A 23,377-nucleotide genomic window follows, 5' to 3' on the forward strand; every position below is an offset into this window, starting at 1 on the left:
CAAACACGTATTTTCGGCTTTATCTATTTACGAGAATGCGCCCCCGAAGCAGACGGTTATATACCGCCTTGGAGTATAACCTGCCCCATATTATGAGCGCGGACACAACGGTAACCCAAAGCACGATGTGCACCCAGCCGTAGCGGAAATCCAGCCAAATGCTCAGCGCGCTCGAAAAAAGCGCGAACGCGAACATCGCCGCCATGTAAACGTCGGCGGCAACGTGGTGCACTTTTATCCAAACGCGATTGTCGGCAAGGGTGTATTTGTTCTTAAGTCCTATCGCGTCGTTGCGCCTGAGTACGGGCAAAAAGTTTGCGAGCATACCCACGGTGAGCGAGGCGAGCAACGCCGCCGCGCCGAAAAACTCGAATGTCATGAGTAAGTCTATGCTGTACTTATATATATTGTATATCATGCCGTAGGCTATCGCGAACAAAAACACCACTCCGAGCACAAGCGCGGAAAGTATCATGTACTTAAAGTTCCTGTCCACCAAACGGCGAGCGCGGAACACTCGCGCGAATATAACCAAAAGCGCGGGCACAAATCCCATAAGCCCGAGATACAGGTACTGATATTTGCCGAGCGTAAGCGGCTTTTCCGCCCCGAGAATATTGAAAATTATTCGGTCGGGAAAAAGTTGCAAAGAACTCGCAACCAAAATAAACGGTAGTATGGATATCATGAGAGCCGCGGCGGAAAGCCATCTTTCTTTATTCGTCATTATTCTGTACCCTTTGTTATTATAAACCATATAAACGCTATTGTCAACACATACATAATACGGCGCTGTAGAACGCATAATATTGTTATGCGCAACCGTTCGTCAGTCCGAATAAACCGCTACGCCGAGCAGTCGCACGCCAAAAGAGCGTGCATTTTAATGATACTCACCGTTTCGGGCGCGTTTGTGGGCTGGGTAGCCGAAACGCTGTTGTTTTTATATAAGCGCGGCGACTTTGTAGACAGGGGTCTGCTCACCCTGCCGCTCTGCCCCGTTTACGGACTGAGCATGCTCGCGCTTTACGCGGTTATGCGCACGCCGCAGTCGGGATTTTGGAGGCTTTGGCGCAATAAATACAAAACAAAAACCGCACGGGTTACCGTAACGGTTTTAAGCGTTTTGCTTTACGCCTTAGTCGCCGCGCTGCTCGCAACGGCAACTGAATATACCACGGGCGTTGTGTTTTATAAAGGTTTCGGCATACGGCTTTGGAGTTACCACGCGCATAACAACAATTTCGGCGGCTACGTTTGCCTCAGCTATTCGGTAATGTGGGGTGCGCTCGCCGCCGCGTATATGGGGCTTGTGTGGTATCCCTTAATGCAACTGCTTTCTCATGCGGACACGGCGATACTCGCGCCTATTGCGTTCGTGCTCGTTGCGCTCACCGCCGCCGATTTCGGGTTCAATATTTTATACTTACATTTCCGCGGCGCAAGATACCTGCCTTTCGGGTAACGCCCGATATTTTTTGCAGTATGAGATTGCCGCGTCGCTACGCTCCTCGCAATGACACCGGGGAAGCATGTCATTGCGAGCGAACAAAGTGAGCGCGGCAATCCCCTTCATGGAACACGTACTATTTTTCTACCGTTTCTATAAAGGTTTCCATGTAGTCGGTCTTGCCTTGCCTATCGAGCGCGGCAAGATATTTTTTCTTTTCGGAAAAATACTTCTTTTTCTCTTTACCCGAGAGCGAAGCGACGTATTCTTCCTCGCGCTTTATATTTTGCTTTTTACGCTCGTTCTCGTCTATCACCGTTTGGAAAACCTCGAGCATTTTATCTACGCACGCCTCTATTCTGAACTGCTTCGAATACTCGAGATATTCCGCGCTCATCTTCTCTTTTTCTTCGGGGTGCTCTATAAACCAATCTATTTTGGCGGCAAGGTCGCTGCTGTCGCCGGCTCGGAAAATATTTCGGTCGGAAAGGGCGAACTGTTTGGTTGCGCTCATCTTAGCGTCGGCTATAACGGGCACGAGTCCGCAGAAAAACGCTTCCATGCAGGAAATGGCTTCGAGTTCCACCTCGGAGGCGTGCACGTACAAATCCGCCGAGCTGAATATATTTATAAGTTCTTCTTTGGAGCAAAATTTTATTTGCAACGGATTGGCGAGCAACTTTTCGCCCAGCTTTTCGAGCTTGCGCCGAATGTGCCCTTGCCCGCACAGCACGAGCTGTATTTTATCGGCGTATTTAGACTTTGCAACCGCCTTAATGAGCACGTCCTGCCGCTTTTCGCGCGCAAGTCTGCCCGACATAACTATTACGTATTTGCCTTCCCACTCGGTCGGGCGCACCGCTTGGGGATTGCCGTGAAAGTCGGATATCACGCCGTTTGATATAACGTGCTTGGCAGAGCGGTATTTGTATTTATTCAAAATTTCGCGGAGCATTTCGCTCGGGCAATGTATGTGCGAAAACCCGTCGAAAAACTTTTTGAACTTTTTATACAAAAACACGTTGAGCGGCTTGAGCTTGTTGAGCTTTATGTTATACGTGATGTTTTCGGGCTGAACGTGGAAAGCCGCCATATTCGCAACTCCCAACTTGTCCGCGATTTCTTTGGTAACTCGCTGTAGCTTAAAAGGCATAAGCATGTGCACTATATCGCTTCCCGCTATAGCCTCGGTTATTATCTTTTCGTCGGGTTCGGCAAACTTTATGCCGTTTCTGTCTATTATGTACTGAAACACGGGCAGTTTCCACTCGGGCAAAGTAAATATGCCGTCGCCGTCCACCTTAGAGGCGGTAAGCACACGCACCTCGTGTCCTTTTTCTTTTAATATTTGAGCGAAACGAAGCGCGGTGCACGCCGTGCCGTTGCTCGTTTCGCCGAATTGGTCCATAACGAACGTGATTATCATTGATTTTCGAGTTTATCTCCCTTTACGTCTACTAATATTATGCCACTTAATCCCCGAACTTGTCAACGATTAGCGTTAAATACAGGTTAAAAACGGATTAAATATCAATAACCGCGCTCGATTATGGGCAATAAGAACCGTCCCGTTTCGCTTCCCGCGATTTTGGCAACCTCTTCGGGCGTGCCCGCGGCTATCACCGTGCCGCCCTTGTCGCCGCCCTCGGGTCCCAAATCAATTATATAATCGGCGGTCTTTATCACGTCGAGATTGTGCTCTATCACCGCAACGGTGTTGCCGCCCGCCGCAAGTCTTTGCAAAATGGATATGAGCTTTTCCACGTCGGCTATATGCAAGCCGGTGGTAGGCTCGTCGAGTATATACAGCGTTTTGGAGGTGGAGCGACGGCTCAGTTCGGTTGCGAGTTTTACTCGCTGCGCCTCGCCGCCCGAAAGCGTTGTTGCGGGCTGCCCCATCTTTATATATCCGAGTCCCACCTCGTAGAGCGTGCGTATCTTGTTGGCTATCTGCGGAATGTTTTCGAAAAATCCGTACGCTTCCTCTATGGTCATTTCCAGCACGTCGGCTATACTCTTTCCCTTATATTTTACGGTGAGCGTTTCGCGGTTGTACCTCTTGCCGTCGCACACCTCGCAGGGCACGTACACGTCGGGCAAAAAGTTCATTTCCACCCGTATTATGCCGTCGCCGCCGCAACTTTCGCACCTGCCGCCCTTTACGTTGAAAGAGAACCTGCCCGCTTTGTAGCCGCGCTCCTGCGCGTCGGGCGTTTTTGCGAACAGCTCGCGTATCGCGCCGAACACGCCCGTATACGTTGCGGGGTTACTGCGCGGCGTGCGCCCTATGGGGCTTTGGTCTATACATATAACTTTGTCTATGCGCTCGAGTCCCTCGACAGAGGCGTGCTTGCCCACGGCGAGTCTGCCGCCCATCACCGAATTTGCCGCCGCGGGATATAGTATTTGGTTTACAAGACTGGATTTGCCGCTGCCCGAAACTCCCGTAACTGCGGTTATAAGCCCTATGGGAAAACTCGCCGTCACGTTTTTGAGGTTGTTTTGCTCGCAGCCCCTCAGAGTTATAAAACCGTTTTCGGGCTTTCTGCGCGTATCGGGCACGGGTATGCGCCGCTCGCCGCTCAAAAATTTACCCGTAACGGAGCGCGGCTCGGCTATAATTTCGGGTATTGTGCCCGCCGCCACTATCTCGCCGCCGTGCACGCCCGCGCCCGGTCCTACGTCCACCACGAAATCGGCGGCGCGTATCGTTTCTTCGTCGTGCTCTACCACTATGAGCGTGTTGCCGAGGTCGCGCAGGTGCGTGAGCGTTGCGAGCAGTTTTTCGTTGTCGCGCTGATGCAGTCCTATGCTCGGCTCGTCGAGAATGTACAGCACTCCCTGAAGCCCCGAGCCTATTTGCGTGGCGAGTCTTATGCGCTGAGCTTCGCCGCCCGAAAGCGTAGCCGCCCCGCGCGAAAGCGTGAGATACCCGAGTCCCACGTCTTTGAGAAAGCCCAAGCGGGCGCGTATTTCTTTGAGAAGCGGTTTTGCTATTATTTCCTTTGCGGGCGAGAACGTGAACGTATTGATAAAGTCGAGCAGTTCCACTATGCTGAGCCGAGTAATCTCTTCTATATTCCTGCCGAACAAGGTTACCGCAAGGGCTTCGCGCTTGAGTCTTTTTCCGCCGCACGCCTCGCAGGGCCGGGTGCGCATAAACCGCTCTATATCGTTCTTTACGTAGTCGGAGGCGGTTTCGCGATAGCGCCGTTCGAGATTTGTCACGATACCCTCGAACGAGGTGTTGAAACTCCCCTTGAAGTTATATGAGTTATACTGCATTTCTATCTTTTCGCCGCCGTTGCCGTACAACAAAATGTTTTTTATGTTTTCGGGCAGGTCGCGAAAGGGCACGTCGAGCGAAAAGCCGTATCTTTTGGAAAGCCCTTCGAAATAAAGTTGAGTTTGCGCCCCGCTGTCGAAATTCCAGCCGCTTATGGTGAGCGCACCCTCGCGCAAAGATTTGCTGCCGTCGCCGTAGATGAGTTCGGGGTCTATCGCTTGCTTATAGCCCAGTCCCAAACACTCGGGACACGCGCCGAACGGACTGTTGAACGAGAACAGCCGCGGCTCTATTTCGGCGAGCGAAATGCCGCAGTCGGTGCAGGCGTATTTTGTGTTGAACAGTCTTTGCTCGCCCGCGCACTCCACTACCGCTATGCCCTCGCTCAGCTTGAGCGCGGTCTCCAAACTGTCGGTAAGCCGCTTTTCTATTCCCGCCTTTACAACGAGCCTATCCACAACAACGCTTATGTTGTGCTTAATCTGCTTATCGAGCTTGATTTCTTCGTCGAGCGTGTAAGTTTCGCCGTCTACCCAAACGCGGGAAAAGCCCTGCTTGCGGTAGCCCTCGAACAGTTTGCCGAACTCGCCCTTTCTTCCTCGCACGGCGGGCGCGAGAAGCAGTATTTTACTGCCCTCGGGATACGCCATGATTGCGTCGGCGATTTGGTCTATAGACTGCTGTTCTATCTTTTTGCCGCACTTGGGGCAGTGCGCCTCGCCTATGCGGGCATAGAGCAGTCGGAGATAGTCGTATATTTCGGTCACCGTCCCCACGGTGGAGCGCGGGTTGCGGGCAGTGGTTTTTTGGTCTATGGATATTGCGGGACTCAAGCCGTCTATGCTCTCAACGTCGGGCTTATCCATTTGCCCGAGGAACTGGCGGGCGTAACTCGAGAGCGACTCCACGTATCGCCTTTGCCCTTCGGCGAATATGGTATCGAAGGCAAGGCTTGTTTTTCCGCTGCCGGACAGTCCCGTAAACACAATGAGTTTATTTCTCGGAAGCGTGATGTCCACGTTTTTGAGGTTATTTTCTTTTGCGCCTTTAATTACTATATTTTCCATTATCTTTTATCCTCTACGGCGGCGTATAGTGCACCGCATAGCGGCTACGTTTGCCACGCCCGCTCGGTTACGTATTAGAGTATACGCGCCCTCGCGTGCGCGGCAACTGTTGCCGCTCTTCGCCACACTCTCCGCCGCCTCATCTTTATCTTTTTATGGTAATGTTACTTGTTTTCTTGTCATTGCGAGGGCACTTGTGCCCGTGGCAATCCCAACCATGGAGCACGTACAGTTGCTTTTCCTTTCTCATGCCTTGGATTGCTTCGCTTCGCTCGCAATGACGGGGGGGGTGTTTCTTTTACTTGTCATTGCGAGCGAGCACCGCGAGCGTGGCAATCCCCTGCATGGAGCACGTACAGCCGCTTTCCCTTTCTTTCGGCTGAGATTGCCGCGTCGGGCTTCGCCCTCCTCGCAATGACGGTGTTGCTTATCTTTTCGCGCGTTTCATGCCGTCCTGTACCCTGCGTAGTTCCGTTATGCGGTCGCGCAGTCGTATTGCGGTTTCGAAATCGAGCGAACTACTCGCCACGCTCATCATACTGCGCAAACGGTCTATCTGGCGCGGTATATCCTCTTCGTCTATCTTCTCTTCTTCTTTCTTGGTGATTTCGAGCGTGTTGGTTATGGGCTTAACTATGGTTTTGGGCACTATGCCGTGCGCGTCGTTAAACGCCTTCTGCTTTTGCCTCCTGCGGTTGGTTTCGCCTATCGCCCGCTCCATAGAGCCGGTGAGCGTGTCGGCGTACATTATTACCCTGCCGCAGTCGTTTCGCGCCGCACGTCCCACCGTTTGTATGAGCGCGGACTCGCTGCGCAAAAAGCCCTCTTTGTCGGCGTCGAGTATCGCCACGAGCTGAACCTCGGGAATATCCAACCCCTCGCGCAACAGGTTTATGCCCACAATCACGTCGAACTCGCCCGCTCTCAGTGCGTTTACTATTTGTATGCGCTCCATTGTGCCTATATCGGAGTGCAGATAGTTTACGCGCACGCCGTGGTCGGCGAGATAGTCGGTAAGGCTTTCCGCCATGCGCTTTGTAAGCGTGGTTACGAGTATCCTGCCGCCGCGCCCTACCGTGCTCTTAATCTCGGTCAAAAGGTCGTCTATCTGACCTTCGGTGGGGCGCACCGTTATTTCGGGGTCGAGCAGTCCCGTGGGGCGTATTATCTGCTCCGCCGTAAATCCGCCCGCCCGGTCGCGCTCGTAAGGCGCGGGAGTCGCCGATACGTATATTGTTTGCCCTATCCGCGAATTGAATTCGTCGAAGGTGAGCGGTCGGTTATCGTACGCCGCGGGAAGCCTGAAGCCGTAATCCACAAGGCTTTGCTTGCGGCTGCGGTCGCCCGCGTTCATTGCCCGCACCTGCGGCAAAGTCATGTGGCTTTCGTCCACAAACAAAAGAAAGTCGCGCGGGAAATAGTCCAAAAGGGTGAACGGCGGCTGCCCGGGCGCTCTGCCGTCGAAATAGCGCGAGTAGTTTTCTATGCCCGTGCAATACCCCATTTCGCGCATCATTTCCATATCGTATTTAACGCGCTGACCTATGCGCTGAGCTTCAATGAGCTTGCCCGCGTCGGTGAAATATTTTATCTGCTCTTCCATATCGCGCTCTATTTCGAATAACGCGCGGTCCATTGTTTCCTTTTCCACCGCGTAGTGACTCGCGGGAAATATCGCGGCGTGTTTAAGCCTGTTAACCACTCTGCCCGATACTATTTCGAACTCGCTCAAGCTCTCGATTTCGTCGCCGAAAAATTCCACTCGCACCCCGAGGTCGCTCGAGGAAGCCACGAATATATCCACCGTATCGCCCTTCACCCTAAAGTCGGTACGCTCGGCGGCTGTGTCGTTGCGCTTGTAATTTATTTCTATCAAGCGGCGTATGAGGTCGTCGCGGCTCAGTTGGTCGCCGGGGCGGAGCGATACCGCGAGTTTATAATACTGCTCGGGTGCGCCCAGTCCGTAAATGCAGGATACCGACGCCACAACCACGGTGTCGCGCCGCTCGTAAAGCGAGCAAGTCGCGCTGTGCCGCAACTTGTCTATCTCGTCGTTTATCTGCATGTCCTTTTCTATATAAGTATCGCTCGAAGCGATATACGCTTCCGGCTGATAGTAATCGTAATAACTCACGAAAAATTCAACGCGGTTATGCGGAAAAAACTCGCGGAACTCGTTGCAGAGTTGCGCCGCGAGTATTTTGTTATGCGCGAGCACAAGAGCGGGCCGCCCCATACGCGCAATCACGTTCGCCATCGTAAAAGTTTTGCCGCTGCCCGTAACTCCGAGCAACACCTGACTGCGCAATCCGTCGCTCAATCCTTCGCACAGTTTATCTATAGCTTCCGGTTGGTCGCCCATGGGGGCATACGGAGCGCACAACTTATATTCCATGCGATTAGTATACCACTTTACCGCCTTTTTCGCAAGTAATTACAAATCTTTTAACAACACTTTAAGCAATTCCAAATCGCCCATTACCTTATCAAACCTTTGTGAAGATAAATCATATCCCTTTTTCTTACTGCTCCAATTTTCGCAACAACCGTTATAATCGATTATTTTTTCGTAAACGTCACAATAGTATACTCCTCGCCGCAGAAACCAATAGAACGGACCTTCAACCATCGTTTTGCACGCATTGCAATTGCCGCACTTTTTCACCTTGCTCGTTTTCACGGCTGTCCTCCTCTATAACCTCGCGTATCGCCGAAATTTGATTTAATAAATCGTTCAAACAATATTGTACCGACATTCTTATATGTTTGCGTAGCGGTTTGGCTTTATAACTTTCGCAATTTTCATGCAAGGTTACTATTCCGCGCTTTTCACAACACCACCCCACTTTGGATTTATTATATCGCTTATCGCCTTTGGTATAAAAAACATTAAATTTTCTGCATCTATAACAATGATTTCCCGAATTGTCCATAGCTTACTCTCCTTAAACTTTGTATTGTTAGCTAACATAAAACTATTTTACAATATATTTATAAACTTTGCTTGGTTTCTACATATTTGTAACCAGTAAAATTATGTAAATATTTAGTGTAAAAAGAAAATAGCCTGTTGCGAATAACGCAACGGGCTATTAACATGTCATTGCGAGGAACTTTAGTTCCGAAGCAATCTCATGCATGAGAAAGCAATAGCCGCTGTACCTGCTCCATGCAGGAGATTGCCGCGCTCGCGTTGCTCGCTCGCAATGACAAAGTAATCAGTGCTCGCTCGCAATGACAGGGTAATTCGCAGCTACTTTATTTCCGTTACATCGTAGCCGGCGTTTTCAATAGCGGCGGTGATTTCTTCGTTAGTTGCCGAGCCGATAAAAATCGCAGTGCCGGTTTCGTGACTTACCTCGGCTTTCTCCGTTCCCGAAAGAGCGAGTAATGCCTTTTGCACTCTGCCCGAGCAGTGACCGCAACTCATGCCGGTTATAAAAATCTTCTTTTCCATGTTTATATTCTCCTTTAGGTTTATTTGCAAATTACATGCGCCGCCGCAGTCTTGCACCGCGCGGGCGGAGGGCTTGAAAAGCCGCAATCTCAAAGCGTTTAGCACCACGCACACCGAGCTTACGCTCATAGCCGCCGCGGCAAACATGGGATTGAGTTTCACTCCCGCCCACACGAACGCGCCCGCGGCGAGCGGAATACACAGCAGGTTATAGAAAAACGCCCAAAACAAATTTTCTTTAATGTTTTTCACCGTTTTGCGGCTGAGCCTTAAAGCGGTTTCGGCGTCGGACAAACTCGACTGCATGAGCACAACGTCGGCGGTTTCTATCGCTATATCCGTGCCCGCGCCTATGGCTATCCCGAGGTCGGCGGCGGCGAGCGCGGGCGCGTCGTTTATGCCGTCGCCCACCATTGCCACGTATTCCCCTTTTTCGCGCAACTCGCGCACAAACTTTTCTTTGTCTTGAGGCAGAACCTCGGCGCGGTAGTCGTCTATGCCCGCCTTTTGCGCTATGGCTTTGGCAACCGACTCGTTGTCGCCCGTGAGCATGTACACTTTCATGCCCGACTTTTTGAGTTTTTCCACGGCTTCGCGACTGTCGGCTTTCACCTCGTCGGCAAGCGCGAACAACGCCGTAACTCTGCCGTTTTCGGCAAGATAGAGGGGAGTTTTGCCCTCCGCCGCAAACGCTTCGCCGCGCTCGGCGAACTCGGCGAAACCGTTAAATTTTCCGCACAGTTTTGCGTTGCCCGCAACGATTTCTTTGCCGTTTGCAACAGCCCGCACTCCGCCTCCCTCGGTTGCCGCAAAGTCGGAGCTGTTTATAAGCCTTGTCCCTTTAGCCGCCGCGTAGGCGCACAGGGCGGTCGCGAACGGATGCTCGCTGTTGTGCTCGAGCGCGTAAACGTATTCGAGAGCGGTCTTTTCGTCGGCGGCTATAAAGTCGGTTACCGTAGGTTTGCCCGCCGTGACGGTGCCCGTTTTATCGAGCACAACCGCCGTAACTTTGTGCGCGTTTTCAAGCGCGGTAGCGTTTTTGTAAAGCACGCCCAAACTCGCGCCTTTGCCCGTTCCTACCATAATGGCGGTGGGCGTGGCAAGCCCGAGAGCGCACGGACAGGATATGACGAGCACCGAAATAGCTATGCTCAAAGCGTAGGCAACGCCGCTCCCGAGTATGAGCCAAACTGCCGCCGCAACCACGGCTATTCCGAGCACCGCGGGCACGAAATACGCGCTCACTTTGTCGGCAAGCCGCGCAATGGGCGCTTTGCTTCCGCCCGCTTCTTCCACAAGCCGCGCTATCTTACTCAGCGCGGTGTCTGCCCCTACTGCGGTTATTCGCGCGTGAAACACGCCCTGACGGTTGACCGTCCCGCCCGTTACGCGCTCGCCCTCGCCGCGTTCCGCGGGAACGCTTTCGCCCGTTATCGCCGACTCGTCTATGCTCGCGTGTCCGAATATTATCACGCCGTCGGCAGGCACGCTCATGCCGGGGCGCACGAGCACGATATCGCCCGCCCTAAGCTCGGATACGGGTATTTCGCGCTCGGAGTCGCCGTCGAGCACCACGGCGGTTTTGGGGCTTAAGTCGAGCAGTTTTTCCACCGCGTCGCTCGCCTTGCCCTTGCTCAGTTCTTCGAGATATTTGCCCACCGATATGAGCGTGAGTATAGTGCCCGCCGACTCGAAATAAAGGTCGTGCCCGAAGCGTGCGGCAAGCGCGGTATCGCCGTGCCCCAGTCCGTACCCTATTGCGAACACGGCTATAATTCCGTACAAAAGAGCCGCGCCCGCGCCGAGCGCAATGAGCGTGTCCATGTTGGGCGCGCCGCGAAACACCGCCTTAATTCCGTTTATAAAAAATTTGCCGTTAAGTAAAACTATGGGCAAGCACAGCAAAAACTGCGAAAACGCGAATATGAGCAGGTTTTCCGTCCCGAGAAAAACAGAGGGAAGCGGAAGCCCCATCATGTGCCCCATGGATAAGTACATCAAAAGAACCAAGAACGCAACGCTCGCCCACAGCCGCACAAGCCGCCCCGCGCGTTGCTTTTTTTCGCCCGCGCCCGCGCTCGCCGACTTTGCCGCCTCGGACTGTTTGCCGTGCGACTTTTGCGCCGCGCCGTAGCCCGCGCGTTCCACCGCCGCTATTATGCTTTCGGCGGTTACGCCCTCCTCGCACTCCGCTTGCATATAGTTTCGCAAGAGGTTTACGGATACGCTCTTTACTCCCTCGAGTTTGCTCACCGCTCGCTCTATGTGCGCCGCGCATGCCGCGCAAGACATTCCGCTAACGTCGAATTCGATTTTGTTATAACTCAAAATTGTGTTCCTCCCGTAATTTTACCACCGTGCTCTCGCCGCCCGTAAGCAACGCGGTAGGATAGCACTTTGCCCCGAACGGAGCAATCGCGTACTGTGCCAAATGAAAGAACCTCGAGCCGATATATGCGCCGAAAACGGTTGCGTACCACACCCCAGCGCACAAAATACATATTAAAGACGCTTCCCAGCCCGTGGTTATAGCCCAAAACGCGTTGCCGAATTTGTGCGACATAAAATCTATATACGCGTTTTTGCCGTACGGCGCAAGGCAAAACGCCGCGCACTTAAGGAGCACATACGCCTTTTTAATTCCCACAATACTGAGCGCATACACTATGGCGGTTGCGGTAAAGTACAGGCATATCACCCAACCCCCGCCCACTCCGAACGCTATGTTTTTAACAACTCTCACGCATTTAGTATGGCTGTATTGCGCTTTGAGTATATCACAAAAGCAAAAAGTTGTCAAACAATTTGTTATCCGTGATTAACAAATCACATTTGCAGTTAACGTCATTCACAATTATAATTTTCGTTTCACCGTAATTGCGAGCGAACTTTAGAATTTTCCGAGTCATTGCGAGCGAACTTTAGGATTTTCCGAGTCATTGCGAGCGAGTGAAACGAGCGAAGCAATCCCCCGCATGAGAAAACAACAATAACTGTACAAGTTCCATGTAAGAGATTGGGCTGCTCGCGTTGCTCGCTCGCAATGACAGGGTTGAAATATTATGCCGCATGTTGTACTCAACCGAGCGCACGCAGCGAGCAGCCCAATCTCAGCCGCCACTTCTCTACCCCGTCATTGCGAGGAGTCCGCCGGACGACGCGGCAATCTCATACATGAGAAAGCCGCAACCACTTAGCCGCCTTTAACTCGAACATCATTTTATGTCTCGAATTATAAAAATATAACGAATAATCAACCGCTTCAACCCGCTCGTCTTTCATGGCTTTCGTTTCTTCCTTAGATAAAGGAATTTCCATAATTTTGCTATTTGATTTCCGACCTTGCCGCTCCCGCTTTATCTTTAGTCATTTTGTTCCCCTATTCTCGTTTTCGTCATTCGACAATTTTATTATATATCTTCTTTTCGTCATCTACAAGTAAATGCACTGTCGAATTGTGTCGAATAATAACTTTGATTGTCGATACCTTCTTTTCGTCACCTTTTTGTCCTTTTAATTCGTAAAACGGCATAATAATATCGAGTGATGACGTATGGAAAGTAAAATACAGGCATTTTCGGAAACGCTTTCCGAACTTATGGAAGATGCGCAAATGGGCGTTAACAAATTAGCGGAAACGGCAAACTGCGATAAAGCCGCAATTCGCCGCTGGTTTTACAATATGTATTTGCCCGACCCCCAAACTCTTATTAAAATTACGAATGTTTTCAACGTATCGGCAGATTATTTGTTCGGACTTACCGACGAAAAAGAATTTGAAAAAGTTTTATCAAACGATACGTTTTATCAAAGATATTCGCGCTTACGCGATAACGCGGGTTACAGCGATTATTTCGTTTCCAATAAACTCAATATTCGCGACAGCGCGATTTCCAAGTGGAAGAACATCAAAAGTTTTCCCACAACAATCTCTTTGCTGAAACTCGCCGATTTTTTCCATTGCAGTTTGGAATACCTTCTCGGGCGTTCCGCAAGTTAACTCTCTCGTTTTCGTCATCTCGTTTTTGCAAGCATGTTTTTTATATCATAATATACGCAAGAGGTGACGAATGGAAGATATCGAAATACTTGACGCGTTAAACTATTTTTCCGAAAAAGGGCTTATATCTTCCCTGCCCGCAAAAGATAATACAAACCGCCATAATAAGCAAATCGTCTATAAATTACATGTTCGGTTTATCCTGCAAAAAAGAGTTTAACTATTGTTTGCAAAACACCACATTTTACGAACGGTACGAACATTTGCGCGACCTGCGCGGCTACAATAATTATCAAGTAGCCCGTCTTTGCGATTTCGGCAACAGTTCGGTCTACGACTGGCAACAAAGAACGACCTGCCCCAAAGTTTTTCAAGTATTGAAACTGGCAATCAAATTGCAAGGCTCTCTCGATTACTTATTCGGCATTTCCGAATTGATATAATATACCACGTTACGTTTCCGGTCATTGCAATTATATCGGTTCGCTCACCGTAATTGCGAGCGAACTTTAGGATTTTTCGAGTCATTGCGAGCAAGTGAAACGAGCGAAGCAATCCCCCGCATGAGGAAACAACAATAACCGTACAAGTTCCATGTAAGAGATTGCCGCGCTCGCGTTGCTCGCTCGCAATGACGTGTAAAAGAGAATAACTATACAAAATAATATAATTCAATCTCCAAAACTTGCGCAAAGCGTTTGACATTTCGCGACGACTATTATATAATATATAAGCCGTAAACAAATTGCGGCGGAATGTGCGCTGTTAGCTCAACTGGATAGAGCGTCGGTCTACGGAACCGAAGGTTGGGGATTCGAACTCCTCACGGCGCGCCAAAAGGCGATTAAATCATAAAGATTTAATCGCCTTTTTCAGTAGGTCGTATGCTTCGAGGGGGTCGTTTGTTGCGGACACCGCCTTTTCCATGGGGCATATATCGGTGCCCGAGCGGTTTATTATTCTTTCGGTAAGCGTTTCGTACTCGTACTTTATTCCATACAGTTCGAGTATTTTTTTGCCGCTTCGAGACAGAGTTTTGGCATATACGCTTTTTATTCCGCTTTTCGCAAAGAGCAACGCCGCCGCCTTGCCCACCACGATATCGGCAACCGAGTAGCCCGCAAGATTTAAGCCGCTCGCCATAAAGTCCATCATGGGCGCGATACCTCTTTTATCGCTTGAGATACACGCGCCGTTTTTGCAAAGGCATATGGTGTGCCCCGCAAGATTAAACTTAGCGGTTTGCAAGTCGGTCATGCTATTTTTCTCTTTGCAGTAGGTAACGAATAACCGTAACCGCAACGGGCACGAGCACGATTTGCGCGACAACGCCGTAAATTCCCGCTTTTATCTGCGCCCAAACCGCGGGGAGCGCGAATTGCGTACCCGAGCCGAACACAGCCGCGCACAGCAAAAACGAAGCTCTGCCCGCTACGAACGCGAGCGCCGCGGCGGGAAAAGCCGCCCAACCGTTTTTAACTATATTTTTGGAGAACAGACCCGCAACCGCGGCGATTACGGCAAGTTCCGTAACGATAAACGGAAGCCGTTCCGCGGCGGGCATGGGATTGCCGACCGCAAGAGTGAGCAAAAAACTCACTACGGGCGCAAGCGTTGCAATGCCCGCGCCCCACGCAACGCCCAAAACGCAACCGCCGAGCAACACGGGCAAATACATGGGCAACCACGTCACGCCGCCCGACCGCCCCGCCGCGATATGCACGACTTGCGGCAACAGCAGCGCGAGCGCAACTATCCCCAATGCAACAATACTCTTTACCGTAAATTTCGCGCGTTCCGAAAAGTTCTTTCGGCTCAATGCGTTTTCCAAAATACTCTCGTTCACGTCAGTTTTCAAACTCCTCGGCAACTTTTTTCAACAGTTCGCGTATGGGCAAATGTTGCGGGCAGGATTTTTCGCATTTGCCGCAACTTATGCAGTCCGACGCCTTTCCGCCCGACTCGCTGTATATGTCTTTGTAGTAGTCGGCGTTCCAATCGTGGTATATGTTTTTGGCGTTGGAGCACGCAAACAAATCGGGTATGGATATCTTTTTGGGGCAGCCGTCGGTGCAGTAGCGGCAAGCCGTGCACTGAATTATGTTCATGCCTTTGAACGCCGCGCACACCTTTACCACCGCTTGCATTTCCTTTTCGTTCAGCGGCTTGAAATCCTTCATGTACGAAAGATTGTCTTGCATTTGCGCGGTGTCGCTCATGCCCGAAAGCACCATGAACACGCCCTCGCAACCCGCGGCGAAACGTATGGCGTAGCTCGCCGAACTCATGCCGCCGAGCTCTTCGAAATACCCTTTCGCGCCCTCGGGAAGATTTACGAGGTTGCCGCCCTTTACGGGCTCCATCACTATTATCGGCTTGTTAAACTTGTTGCACACCTCCAAGCACTTGCGCGACTGCACGGCGGGGTCTTCGTAGTCTACGTAGTTGAGCTGAATTTGCACCGTTTCTATCTGCGGATACTCGGTGAGTATTTGTTCCAAAACCTCTGCCGTATCGTGGAAAGAAATTCCCAAGTGCTTTATCTTGCCCTCTTTTTTGAATTCCAACGCCTGCTCGTAGGCGCGGCAACGCTTGAACTTCGCAAACAAATTTTTGGTCTGCGTGTGCATGAGATAAAAATCGAAATAATCCACGCCGCAAATTTCGAGCTGTTTTTCAAAGAAGGGGCGCACTTCTTCTTCGGTTTGGAAATAGTCGCCCGTGAGTTTGTTCGTAAGTATGTAACTCTCGCGCGGATATCTCTTTACAAGGCAGTCCCTTATAGCCGTTTCGCTCTTGCCCTGAATGTAGCCGTGCGCGGTGTCGAAATAATTGAAGCCCGCGTTTATAAAATCGTCGGTCATCTTATTAAATTGCTCGTAGTCCACCTCGTCTCCGCGCATAGGCAGGCGCATACAGCCGAACCCCAACTTCTTTTTTACTTCTTCGAACATTTTCAATTCACCTTTCCCGTTTGTTTTTTCACAGTCTTAAAATGCTTGCTTTGAGTATGGCGCGTATGCCGTTTTCTTCTTATTCTATTTTACTATTTCGACGCCGTTATGTCAAATACTTAAAAACATTATTATTTATGCGCCCGAGTTATGCTCGGCTACGTTGAAATTTTCGTTACACTGTGTTATAATATAATCGTGACCAAATCGAGCGACAGACTTATACTGCACTGCGACCTCAACAATTTTTACGCGTCGGTGGAGTGCGTGACTCACCCCGAGTGGAAGAATATTCCGCTCGCCGTTGCGGGCAATCCCGAACAGCGGCACGGGGTTATTTTGGCAAAGAACGAAATAGCCAAACGCAGCGGCATAAAAACGGGCGATACAATTTGGCAAGCCAAGCAAAAGCAACCCGACTTAAAGTGCGTTCCGCCGCACTTTTCGGAATATATGCGCTACTCCAAGCAGGTGTTCGATATTTACACCCGCTTTACCAGTCAAGTCGAGCCGTTCGGGCCCGACGAATGCTGGCTCGACGTTACCGCCTCCACCCGCATATTCGGCACGGGCAAGCAGATGGCGGACAGGATACGCGAAACGGTTAAAGCCGAAACGGGACTTACTTTGAGCGCGGGCGTGAGTTTTAACAAGGTGTTTGCCAAAATGGCGAGCGACCTGCGAAAGCCCGACGCAACCACGGTGGTTATGCGCACCAACTACAAGCGGGTGCTGTGGGAACTGCCGGTATCCGAAATGCTGATGGTGGGCAAGCGCACCGCCGCCAAGCTCAATAAGCTCAATATTTACACGGTGGGCGACCTTGCCGCCGCCGACGTAAACATGCTCAAATCGCATTTCGGCATAGTGGGCGAAAAACTGCACGCGAGCGCGAACGGCAACGACTCCGAGCCGGTGCGCGAATACGTTGACCGCCGCGAAGAAAAATCGGTGGGGCACGGCATGACCGCCACGCGCGACCTATACGAATACTCGGAAGCCGAAGCGCTTATCACCTATCTTGCCGACAAAGTGGCGTATCGCATGCGAAAAGGCGGACTGCGCGGCGGCGGCGTGTGTTTGGGACTTAGAAGTTACGACCTAAAGCACATAACGCGAAGCAAGAAACTCCCCCGCTCCACCTGCGCGAGCGCGGATATTCGCGCCGCGGCGTTCGCTCTATTGCACGAGAGTTGGCACGAGAACGTGGCTCTGCGCACCATAACGGTGAGCGTATACGATATAGACCGCACCGCTGCCGTACAGCTCGATATGTTCGGCGGCGAAAAAGCCGACAAGAGCGAGGCGCTCGAAAAGGCGATAGACTCCATTCGCGCCAAATACGGCGAAGACGCAATATTCAGGGCGGGCATTCCCGGCACGGATTTTATATACGACAAAAACGACGACGAGGACTTTTTGCCGTTCAAGAGGTGAACATTTCTCATGCAGGAGATTGCCGCGTCGGGCAAAGCCCTCCTCGCAATGACAAGTAGCCCCTCCCTCCTCGTCCTTAGCCGAGCGCACACAGTGCGCGAACGCCACGAGCCGTAGGCGAGTATTGCGAGCGAACGCAGTGAGCGACGTGGCAATCCCACACTGTAAACCCGTAAAAATACGCGTACAAATTTACGTTGTGCGCGTATTTTTTTGTCGAAGCGTGACATAATACGTTTAGAACATACAAAAGGCGGAAAAACTCATGAAAGTTTATCAGATAGAAATAAACGACGAATTAAACGAAATACTTGAGGAGGCTTCGAGAAAAATGGACGTAAACATCGAAAGTTTCATCACCCAAATATTGGACCGCTTTGCCATAGACCCGCATATTATGGAACAGGACGAGGTAAAAGACGGTTACCGCGAAGTGGGCGATATCAACCTCGAAATAAGTAACAAATGAGGAGCGACGTTTTGGAAATTCGGCGCGGCGATATATTTTATGCGGACTTAAGTCCGGTAGTGGGCAGCGAGCAAGGCGGCGTGCGCCCCGTACTTATAATTCAAAATAACGTGGGCAACAGGTACTCGCCCACCATAATAGCGGGAGCAATCACGAGTCAGCTCACAAAAGCCAAACTGCCCACGCACATAGAGGTTGTGAAAGGGCAGTTCGGACTGCAAAAAGACTCGGTGATACTGCTCGAACAGCTCCGCACCCTCGACAAACGCCGACTGCGCGAAAAGGTGGGCGCGCTCGACCGAGAAACCCAGCGGCGGGTGGACAAAGCCATACTGATTTCGCTCGGTTTTGCCGAAAATTACTGATTTACTTACTTAATTATTACGTTGCTTGCGAGCAGACTCTCCGCGCCGTATATCCTTTCGGCTACCTCCGCGCACTTGCCGAAATGATAGCACCCGAGCACCGCGGCGTTTAGCGGCGGCATGCGGCAGGAAAACGCGGCTATCATGCCGCCGAGAACGTCGCCGCTCCCGCCCTTTGCGAGCGCGGGCGTGCCCGTTGTATTGAGATACACCTCTTTTCCGTCGGATATAACGGTTGTCGCGCTCTTTGCCGCTATAACAACGCCGAGCCGTGCCGCAAGTTCTTTTACCCTGTAGGCTATCGAAGGCATATCCGACGGCGGCGCGTTTTTAACAAGCCGCTCGAACTCGCCCATGTGCGGCGTGAGGATTATATTCGCTTTGTGTTTTTTGAGAATATCCGCGTTTTGAGCAACGGCGTTGAGCGCGTCGGCGTCGAGCACGAGCGTGCCCGAAAAATTGTTTTTTACATACTCTATTATTTTTATAAGCTCGGGATTTTCGCCCATGCCCGGACCTATCAGTATCGCGCCCGTTTTGACGAAAAGCGAATTTATCGCGGACTCGTCGAAAATTATTTTGCCGTTGCGGTCGGGCAGGAAACACAAAGTTTCTTCTTTTACCCGCGACTGATACGCCGCCTTGAGCGACTCGGGAACGCACAGCACACTGAGCCCCGCCCCGCTCTTTAGGGCGGCAACCGCGCTTTCGTGCGCGAGCAGCGCCGCGCCTATCATTTCGGGCGAGCCCGCCACAACGCGCACTCTGCCGTAGTTGTATTTGTGGCTCACCGCTTTGCGCTCGGGAAGGGCAAGACCGTCGCCGAGCACCGCTTTTATTTTGCCCTCGCCGCGTATGCCGATATCGGCAACTACGAGATTGCCCGTGTAGTTGCGCCCCTCGCCTATTATGTGCCCCGCTTTCACGCACGAAAACGTGAGAGTTTGGTTTGCGATAACCGCAAACTCGGTTTCGCCCGTGTCGGCGTTAAGACCCGACGGGATATCTACCGAGAGTACGAAAACCTCGCAGTCATTGAGCTTTTGCGCGATTTCGAGCACCGTCCCCTCGAGCGGACGATTGCAACCCGTGCCGAGCATGGCGTCTACCGTTAAAACGTAATCGTTCGGCTTAAACTCCGCCGCGGGAAGTTCGGGCACGCCGAGCGCACGGCAAGCCGACAGCCGAGCCTTTGCCGCCGCGCCGAAATTTTGCGCCGTGAGCACAACGGTAACTTTTTTGCCCGCCAAATACAGCATGCGGGCAAGACTCAAGCCGTCCGCTCCGTTGTTGCCGCCGCCGCACAGCACGCAAATTTTATCGCGCGGCTCGGTGAGCGAAAGCACCGCTTCTTTTAGAGCCGCCGCCGCGTTTTCTATAAGAATATCTTCGCTAAGCCCCGCGGCAACGGCGCGGGCTTCCGCCTCTTTCACTTCTTTTACGGTGAGCACTTCCATATTGCGTTCCTCCGTTTTTTTGGATTTCTCATGCAGGGGATTGCCACGCTCGCGTTGCTCGCTCGCAATGACGGGATAACCAAACGTGTCATTGCGAGGGTGCTTGCACCCGCGGCAATCTCGGGCATGGAGCAAGTACGGTTACTTTCCCTTTCTCATGCAGGGGATTGCCACGCTCGCGTTGCTCGCTCGCAATGACGGGATAAATGTTCTCATGCAGGGGATTGCTTCGGCTTTTCACGCCTCGCAATGACATGGGGAGTGTAGCCGTCACGGTTGCTATACCTTTCTCGCGTTTACAATTGCTACGGCGGTGGCATACTCCGCGCAGTGCGAAATCGAAATTTCTATTTGCGCGTTGGGGAAAAGTTCCGCCGCCTTTCCTATGAGTCGCGCACGCGGCGCACCGAGCGAGTCATGCATTATTTCCACGTGGCAGGGGCGAAAGCCGCGAAAACCGCACCCGAGAGCCTTTGCAACCGCCTCTTTCGCGCAGAACATGCCCGCAAGCGTTTCCGCCCTTTTGCCGTGCGACTCGTAATATTCGCGCTCCGCCGCGGTGAACGCGCCCGCCGAAAACGACTCGTTTTCCGCCGACTTGCGCACCCGCTCTATCTCTATTATATCCGTTCCTATCATACCGTTAAACTTGGCGGAAAAGCACCGCGCTTTCAACCGCCTTGCTCACCGCCTCCACAGCCATAACTCCGAGCATTGCAAACTCGCACTTTGCCGCGCCTTTGGATAACGCAAACAACGTGTCGCCGTCATGGTCGGTGTGCACCGGTCTTATACTGCGGGCGAGTCCGTTGTGCGCAACGGAGGCGAGTTTGTTGGCTTGCACTTTGGTGAGCGCGGCGTTGGTTACAATGCACCCTATAGTGGTGTTGCCGTACATGAGCCTAGCGAAATTGCCCGAAAGAACGCAACCCTCGGTATCGAGAAAACCGCCCGCGTTGTCGTGCGCTCCCGCGAGAATTTCGTTGGTCTTGTAGTCCACCACGTCGCCGAGCGCGTTCACCGCAACAATCGCGGTTACAAACAGCTCGGGCGTGCCCACCGTTGCCGCGCCTATGCCGCCCGCCGACGAAAACTCTTGCCCGCGTATCTTGCCCACCGTTGCGCCCGTGCCCGCGCCCACCTTGCCGAAAGGTATGTTTTCGGTCGCGGCGTTTTGTGCGGCGAGCATGCCCATAGCGGTATCGGGATAGTTGTAGTCGGGCGAGTTCAGGTCGTATAGCACAGCCGAGCAAACTATGGGCACAACCTTATCGCCGATTGCAAACCCCTCGCCCTTATCGCGCAAGTAGCGCATTACTCCGCAAGAGGCTTCGAGCCCGTAAGCACTGCCGCCCGAAAGCACTACGGCGTTTATCTTTTCCATTGCCTTTTCGTTGTGCAAAAGGTCAGTTTCGCGAGTGCCCGGCGCACCGCCGCGCACGTCCGCGCCCGCAACCGCGCCGCCCTCGCAGATTATCGCCGTGCAACCCGTTACGCTGTTGTCGGCATGCCCTACGCTTACGCCCTCGGGCAAAAGTATTTCGGGTGTGAATTTATTCATTTTTCAATCCCTCCTTTATTTGGTCGTAATCAAAGCCTTTGCCGAGTAAGTAGGCAATGAGCTTGCGTTCGTTGTATTCGTGCGAGCAAAGATACTTTTCGGCTATGCGCCTGATTTCGTCGCTCTGCTCCCCCAACTCCTCGAGCGCGTCCTCTATTAGATTGAAATCCACGCCCTTGCTCTTTAGGTCGGCTTCTATTCTGCGCGAGCCGAATTTGCGGCTGTATGCCGAAACGTACTGCCTGCAATATTCGGCGTCGTCTACGTAGCCGTATTCGCAAAGTTTATCAACGGCAGAAATTACAACCTCGTCCGAATAGCCCTTGCCCGCAAGATATACGCGTATCTCATTTTTCGTGCGCGGTCGCGCCCCCAAATAGTTGGCGGCTTTTTCGAACGCCGCGGTGCACTCGCTTTCGCGCACCGCCTTTGTCAATTCGTCGGGGTCTATTTCGTCGCCGATTTTGAGCCTGCGCTCGAGCACGGTAATCTTTTCGAGTCCGCAAAAAAACTCGCCGTCTACAAACACGCTCACGCGGCTTTTGCTCTTTTGTTGGGGTTTGATATCGGTTATTACCATATCGGTATTATACACCAAGTATAAAAAATAATCAACCCGCGCAACCTAAAAATATCCGATAACGATATCGGGAAGGAGAAAAACATGATACAAGCAAGCAAAGTACGCGAAAAAGAAAAACTCGTTTACAAAAAGTGTTGCAACTACGCCTGCGAATGCGGAAGCGACAAGTTGCGCGAACTGTTGGGCGAAGCCGCAAATCAGTCCCGTTTGCGCCTCGGCATCTCGAGCGAAGAACTCAAAAACGACTAAACGGTCATGCGAGCAAACCCGCCGCCGCAATGTCATTGCGAGCGAGTTTACGAGCGTGGCAATCTCAAACTGAAAACAACAAACAAATCAAGGAGAACAAAACATGAAATTCGATTTTTTCAAGAAGAAAGGTTGCAAAACGGGCAGCGACTGCGAGTGCGGTTGCACCCGTGAAGCGAGAGAAAGCGTTCGTCTTACCGACGCGGAAATAGCCGAAGATATTCTCGGCGAACTCAACGAGCTCGAAAAAGAGTATTCCTGCCTTTGCGGAGAGGGCTGTGACTGCTCCGAAAAGCTGGAGAGCTGCCGCAAGAGCAAAGAGTGCCTTTGCGAATTCGTAAAAGACTGCCGCTGCGGAAAATAAGAAAAAAAACAAACATATTAAACCCGAACAAAAAAAGCCGAACGGAACTTTGCCGCTCGGCTCTTTTTGCATAAAAGTAACACAGCGGCGCAATAGTCATATCATGGAGTATGAAAGTTGTGGATATATCGGTAGGCAAGATAGGCGTGGCGAATTCGCTCGGCGAAAAACTGCCCGAGAGCGGGCTCGACGCGGTACTCGTGGCGGAACCGCTGCTGCGCGAGGTAAAACTCGAGGGCGAAATATCGGGCATAACGGCGTTCGCCGCCTCGGTCGCCGCCCTGTCCGAATCGTGCGACTACCCGCTGTTATGCGGTTGCCTTACCCGCTTCGGCTCAATGCGGCACGTATCGGTAATGACTTTCGCCTCCGGCAGACTCGCCGACATAGCCGACCGCACGCTCAATCTTTCCGCAGAGCCGTACTGCGAGGGCGATACCATAAAGATACTGCGCCTTAAGCGGTTCGACGCGGGACTACTCGTAGACACCGACTTACTGCTCGCTAAGAATTGGCAAAAAATCGCGCCGCGGTGCGACGCCGTGATAGGCATAGCAAAGTGCGGCGCGGACGTCGACTTCGGATACGTCCCCACTCTCGCGTCGCTGTTCGGAAAGCCTTACGCCGCGGCGTTTTCGGGCGGCGAAATACTTTGGGGCACTCCGCCCGCCGAATAGC

26 protein-coding genes and 1 tRNA gene are annotated in these 23,377 nt (G+C 52.0%); 11 read left to right on the plus strand and 16 right to left on the minus strand.

The window, feature by feature from the left end; translation table 11 throughout:
- Positions 1-19 precede the first annotated feature (19 nt).
- Positions 20-757 carry an SdpI family protein gene (locus NFR55_RS08825; protein WP_251548385.1) on the minus strand — a complete coding sequence of 246 codons (738 nt, stop codon included), beginning with the start codon at positions 755-757 and terminating at the stop codon, positions 20-22.
- Between the two features lie 57 nt (positions 758-814).
- Here NFR55_RS08825 and NFR55_RS08830 point away from each other — a divergent pair, with 57 nt between their 5' ends.
- Positions 815-1,465: a putative ABC transporter permease gene (locus tag NFR55_RS08830; protein ID WP_251548386.1), complete on the plus strand. Its 651-nt coding sequence runs from the start codon at positions 815-817 to the stop codon at positions 1,463-1,465.
- A 121-nt stretch (positions 1,466-1,586) separates the two neighbouring features.
- Here the strand turns inward: NFR55_RS08830 and NFR55_RS08835 are convergent, their stop codons facing one another.
- The 8 genes from NFR55_RS08835 to NFR55_RS08870 all read right to left on the minus strand — a co-directional run bounded on the left by NFR55_RS08835 (position 1,587) and on the right by NFR55_RS08870 (position 12,578).
- Entirely contained in the window at positions 1,587-2,876 is a 1,290-nt protein-coding gene (locus tag NFR55_RS08835; RefSeq protein ID WP_251548387.1) for a glycosyltransferase, read from the minus strand.
- Between the two features lie 104 nt (positions 2,877-2,980).
- On the minus strand, positions 2,981-5,803 hold the full coding sequence (gene uvrA, locus NFR55_RS08840; protein WP_251548388.1) for an excinuclease ABC subunit UvrA: 2,823 nt from the start codon (positions 5,801-5,803) through the stop codon (positions 2,981-2,983).
- 427 nt (positions 5,804-6,230) lie between these two features.
- Positions 6,231-8,198: an excinuclease ABC subunit UvrB gene (gene uvrB, locus NFR55_RS08845; protein ID WP_251548389.1), complete on the minus strand. Its 1,968-nt coding sequence runs from the start codon at positions 8,196-8,198 to the stop codon at positions 6,231-6,233.
- A 39-nt stretch (positions 8,199-8,237) separates the two neighbouring features.
- Entirely contained in the window at positions 8,238-8,483 is a 246-nt protein-coding gene (locus NFR55_RS08850; protein WP_251548390.1) for a hypothetical protein, read from the minus strand.
- Between the two features lie 135 nt (positions 8,484-8,618).
- On the minus strand, positions 8,619-8,774 hold the full coding sequence (locus NFR55_RS08855) for a hypothetical protein (RefSeq protein ID WP_251548391.1): 156 nt from the start codon (positions 8,772-8,774) through the stop codon (positions 8,619-8,621).
- Between the two features lie 282 nt (positions 8,775-9,056).
- Positions 9,057-11,588, minus strand: a complete 2,532-nt coding sequence (locus tag NFR55_RS08860; RefSeq protein ID WP_275556923.1) for a heavy metal translocating P-type ATPase — start codon at positions 11,586-11,588, stop codon at positions 9,057-9,059.
- Positions 11,578-12,003, minus strand: coding sequence for a YccF domain-containing protein (locus NFR55_RS08865; RefSeq protein WP_251548392.1), 426 nt, complete (start codon positions 12,001-12,003; stop codon positions 11,578-11,580). Before NFR55_RS08865 ends, NFR55_RS08860 begins: the two co-directional genes overlap by 11 nt.
- A 425-nt stretch (positions 12,004-12,428) precedes the next feature.
- Positions 12,429-12,578 (minus strand): hypothetical protein, encoded by a 150-nt coding sequence (locus NFR55_RS08870; RefSeq protein ID WP_251548393.1) that lies wholly within the window; start codon positions 12,576-12,578, stop codon positions 12,429-12,431.
- 235 nt (positions 12,579-12,813) lie between these two features.
- Between NFR55_RS08870 and NFR55_RS08875 the strand changes: the two genes are divergently transcribed.
- From NFR55_RS08875 to NFR55_RS08890, 4 genes are all read left to right on the plus strand, one after another.
- Positions 12,814-13,260: a helix-turn-helix domain-containing protein gene (locus NFR55_RS08875; RefSeq protein WP_251548394.1), complete on the plus strand. Its 447-nt coding sequence runs from the start codon at positions 12,814-12,816 to the stop codon at positions 13,258-13,260.
- Between the two features lie 70 nt (positions 13,261-13,330).
- The gene (locus NFR55_RS08880) at positions 13,331-13,480 is read left to right on the plus strand and encodes a hypothetical protein (RefSeq protein ID WP_251548395.1); all 150 of its coding nucleotides are present in this window, start codon (positions 13,331-13,333) and stop codon (positions 13,478-13,480) included.
- A gap of 7 nt (positions 13,481-13,487) precedes the next feature.
- Positions 13,488-13,703: a helix-turn-helix domain-containing protein gene (locus NFR55_RS08885; protein WP_251548396.1), complete on the plus strand. Its 216-nt coding sequence runs from the start codon at positions 13,488-13,490 to the stop codon at positions 13,701-13,703.
- Between the two features lie 316 nt (positions 13,704-14,019).
- A tRNA-Arg gene (locus NFR55_RS08890) sits at positions 14,020-14,096 on the plus strand.
- Positions 14,097-14,109: 13 nt separating this feature from the next.
- On the opposite strand, the gene NFR55_RS08895 is transcribed toward NFR55_RS08890, so the two are convergent.
- Genes NFR55_RS08895 through NFR55_RS08905 form a run of 3 tightly spaced genes read right to left on the minus strand, consistent with a single transcriptional unit; the run spans position 14,110 to position 16,214 of the window.
- Complete coding sequence (locus NFR55_RS08895) at positions 14,110-14,517, minus strand: DUF1893 domain-containing protein (RefSeq protein WP_251548397.1); 408 nt, start codon at positions 14,515-14,517, stop codon at positions 14,110-14,112.
- Position 14,518: 1 nt separating this feature from the next.
- Positions 14,519-15,106: a hypothetical protein gene (locus NFR55_RS08900; protein WP_251548398.1), complete on the minus strand. Its 588-nt coding sequence runs from the start codon at positions 15,104-15,106 to the stop codon at positions 14,519-14,521.
- A 1-nt stretch (position 15,107) separates the two neighbouring features.
- A complete protein-coding gene (locus NFR55_RS08905) occupies positions 15,108-16,214 on the minus strand; it encodes an aldo/keto reductase (RefSeq protein WP_251548399.1) in 1,107 nt (368 codons plus the stop codon).
- Positions 16,215-16,412: 198 nt separating this feature from the next.
- Between NFR55_RS08905 and dinB the strand changes: the two genes are divergently transcribed.
- The 3 genes from dinB (at position 16,413) to NFR55_RS08920 (ending at position 18,485) form a co-directional block, all read left to right on the plus strand.
- Entirely contained in the window at positions 16,413-17,651 is a 1,239-nt protein-coding gene (gene dinB, locus NFR55_RS08910; protein ID WP_251548400.1) for a DNA polymerase IV, read from the plus strand.
- Positions 17,652-17,916: 265 nt separating this feature from the next.
- A complete protein-coding gene (locus NFR55_RS08915) occupies positions 17,917-18,120 on the plus strand; it encodes a hypothetical protein (protein WP_251548401.1) in 204 nt (67 codons plus the stop codon).
- 11 nt (positions 18,121-18,131) lie between these two features.
- Positions 18,132-18,485 (plus strand): type II toxin-antitoxin system PemK/MazF family toxin, encoded by a 354-nt coding sequence (locus NFR55_RS08920; RefSeq protein WP_251548402.1) that lies wholly within the window; start codon positions 18,132-18,134, stop codon positions 18,483-18,485.
- 5 nt (positions 18,486-18,490) lie between these two features.
- On the opposite strand, the gene NFR55_RS08925 is transcribed toward NFR55_RS08920, so the two are convergent.
- The 4 genes from NFR55_RS08925 to NFR55_RS08940 all read right to left on the minus strand — a co-directional run bounded on the left by NFR55_RS08925 (position 18,491) and on the right by NFR55_RS08940 (position 22,083).
- Entirely contained in the window at positions 18,491-19,942 is a 1,452-nt protein-coding gene (locus NFR55_RS08925) for an NAD(P)H-hydrate dehydratase (protein WP_251548403.1), read from the minus strand.
- 279 nt (positions 19,943-20,221) lie between these two features.
- A complete protein-coding gene (gene acpS, locus NFR55_RS08930; protein WP_251548404.1) occupies positions 20,222-20,581 on the minus strand; it encodes a holo-ACP synthase in 360 nt (119 codons plus the stop codon).
- A 4-nt stretch (positions 20,582-20,585) separates the two neighbouring features.
- Positions 20,586-21,503: a P1 family peptidase gene (locus tag NFR55_RS08935; RefSeq protein WP_251548405.1), complete on the minus strand. Its 918-nt coding sequence runs from the start codon at positions 21,501-21,503 to the stop codon at positions 20,586-20,588.
- Entirely contained in the window at positions 21,496-22,083 is a 588-nt protein-coding gene (locus tag NFR55_RS08940) for a regulatory protein RecX (RefSeq protein WP_251548406.1), read from the minus strand. The genes NFR55_RS08935 and NFR55_RS08940 overlap by 8 nt, the downstream gene beginning before the upstream one ends.
- An 84-nt stretch (positions 22,084-22,167) precedes the next feature.
- On the opposite strand from NFR55_RS08940, the gene NFR55_RS08945 reads away from it, so the two are divergent.
- From NFR55_RS08945 to NFR55_RS08955, 3 genes are all read left to right on the plus strand, one after another.
- Entirely contained in the window at positions 22,168-22,335 is a 168-nt protein-coding gene (locus NFR55_RS08945; RefSeq protein ID WP_251548407.1) for a hypothetical protein, read from the plus strand.
- A gap of 103 nt (positions 22,336-22,438) precedes the next feature.
- A complete protein-coding gene (locus tag NFR55_RS08950) occupies positions 22,439-22,699 on the plus strand; it encodes a hypothetical protein (protein ID WP_251548408.1) in 261 nt (86 codons plus the stop codon).
- A 110-nt stretch (positions 22,700-22,809) separates the two neighbouring features.
- Positions 22,810-23,376: a hypothetical protein gene (locus NFR55_RS08955; RefSeq protein ID WP_251548409.1), complete on the plus strand. Its 567-nt coding sequence runs from the start codon at positions 22,810-22,812 to the stop codon at positions 23,374-23,376.
- The last annotated feature ends 1 nt before the right edge of the window (position 23,377 follow it).

Origin of the sequence: Pumilibacter intestinalis (assembly GCF_943193005.1) — a bacterium.
In the GTDB taxonomy this organism is placed as follows: Bacteria; Bacillota; Clostridia; order Christensenellales; family Pumilibacteraceae; genus Pumilibacter; species Pumilibacter intestinalis.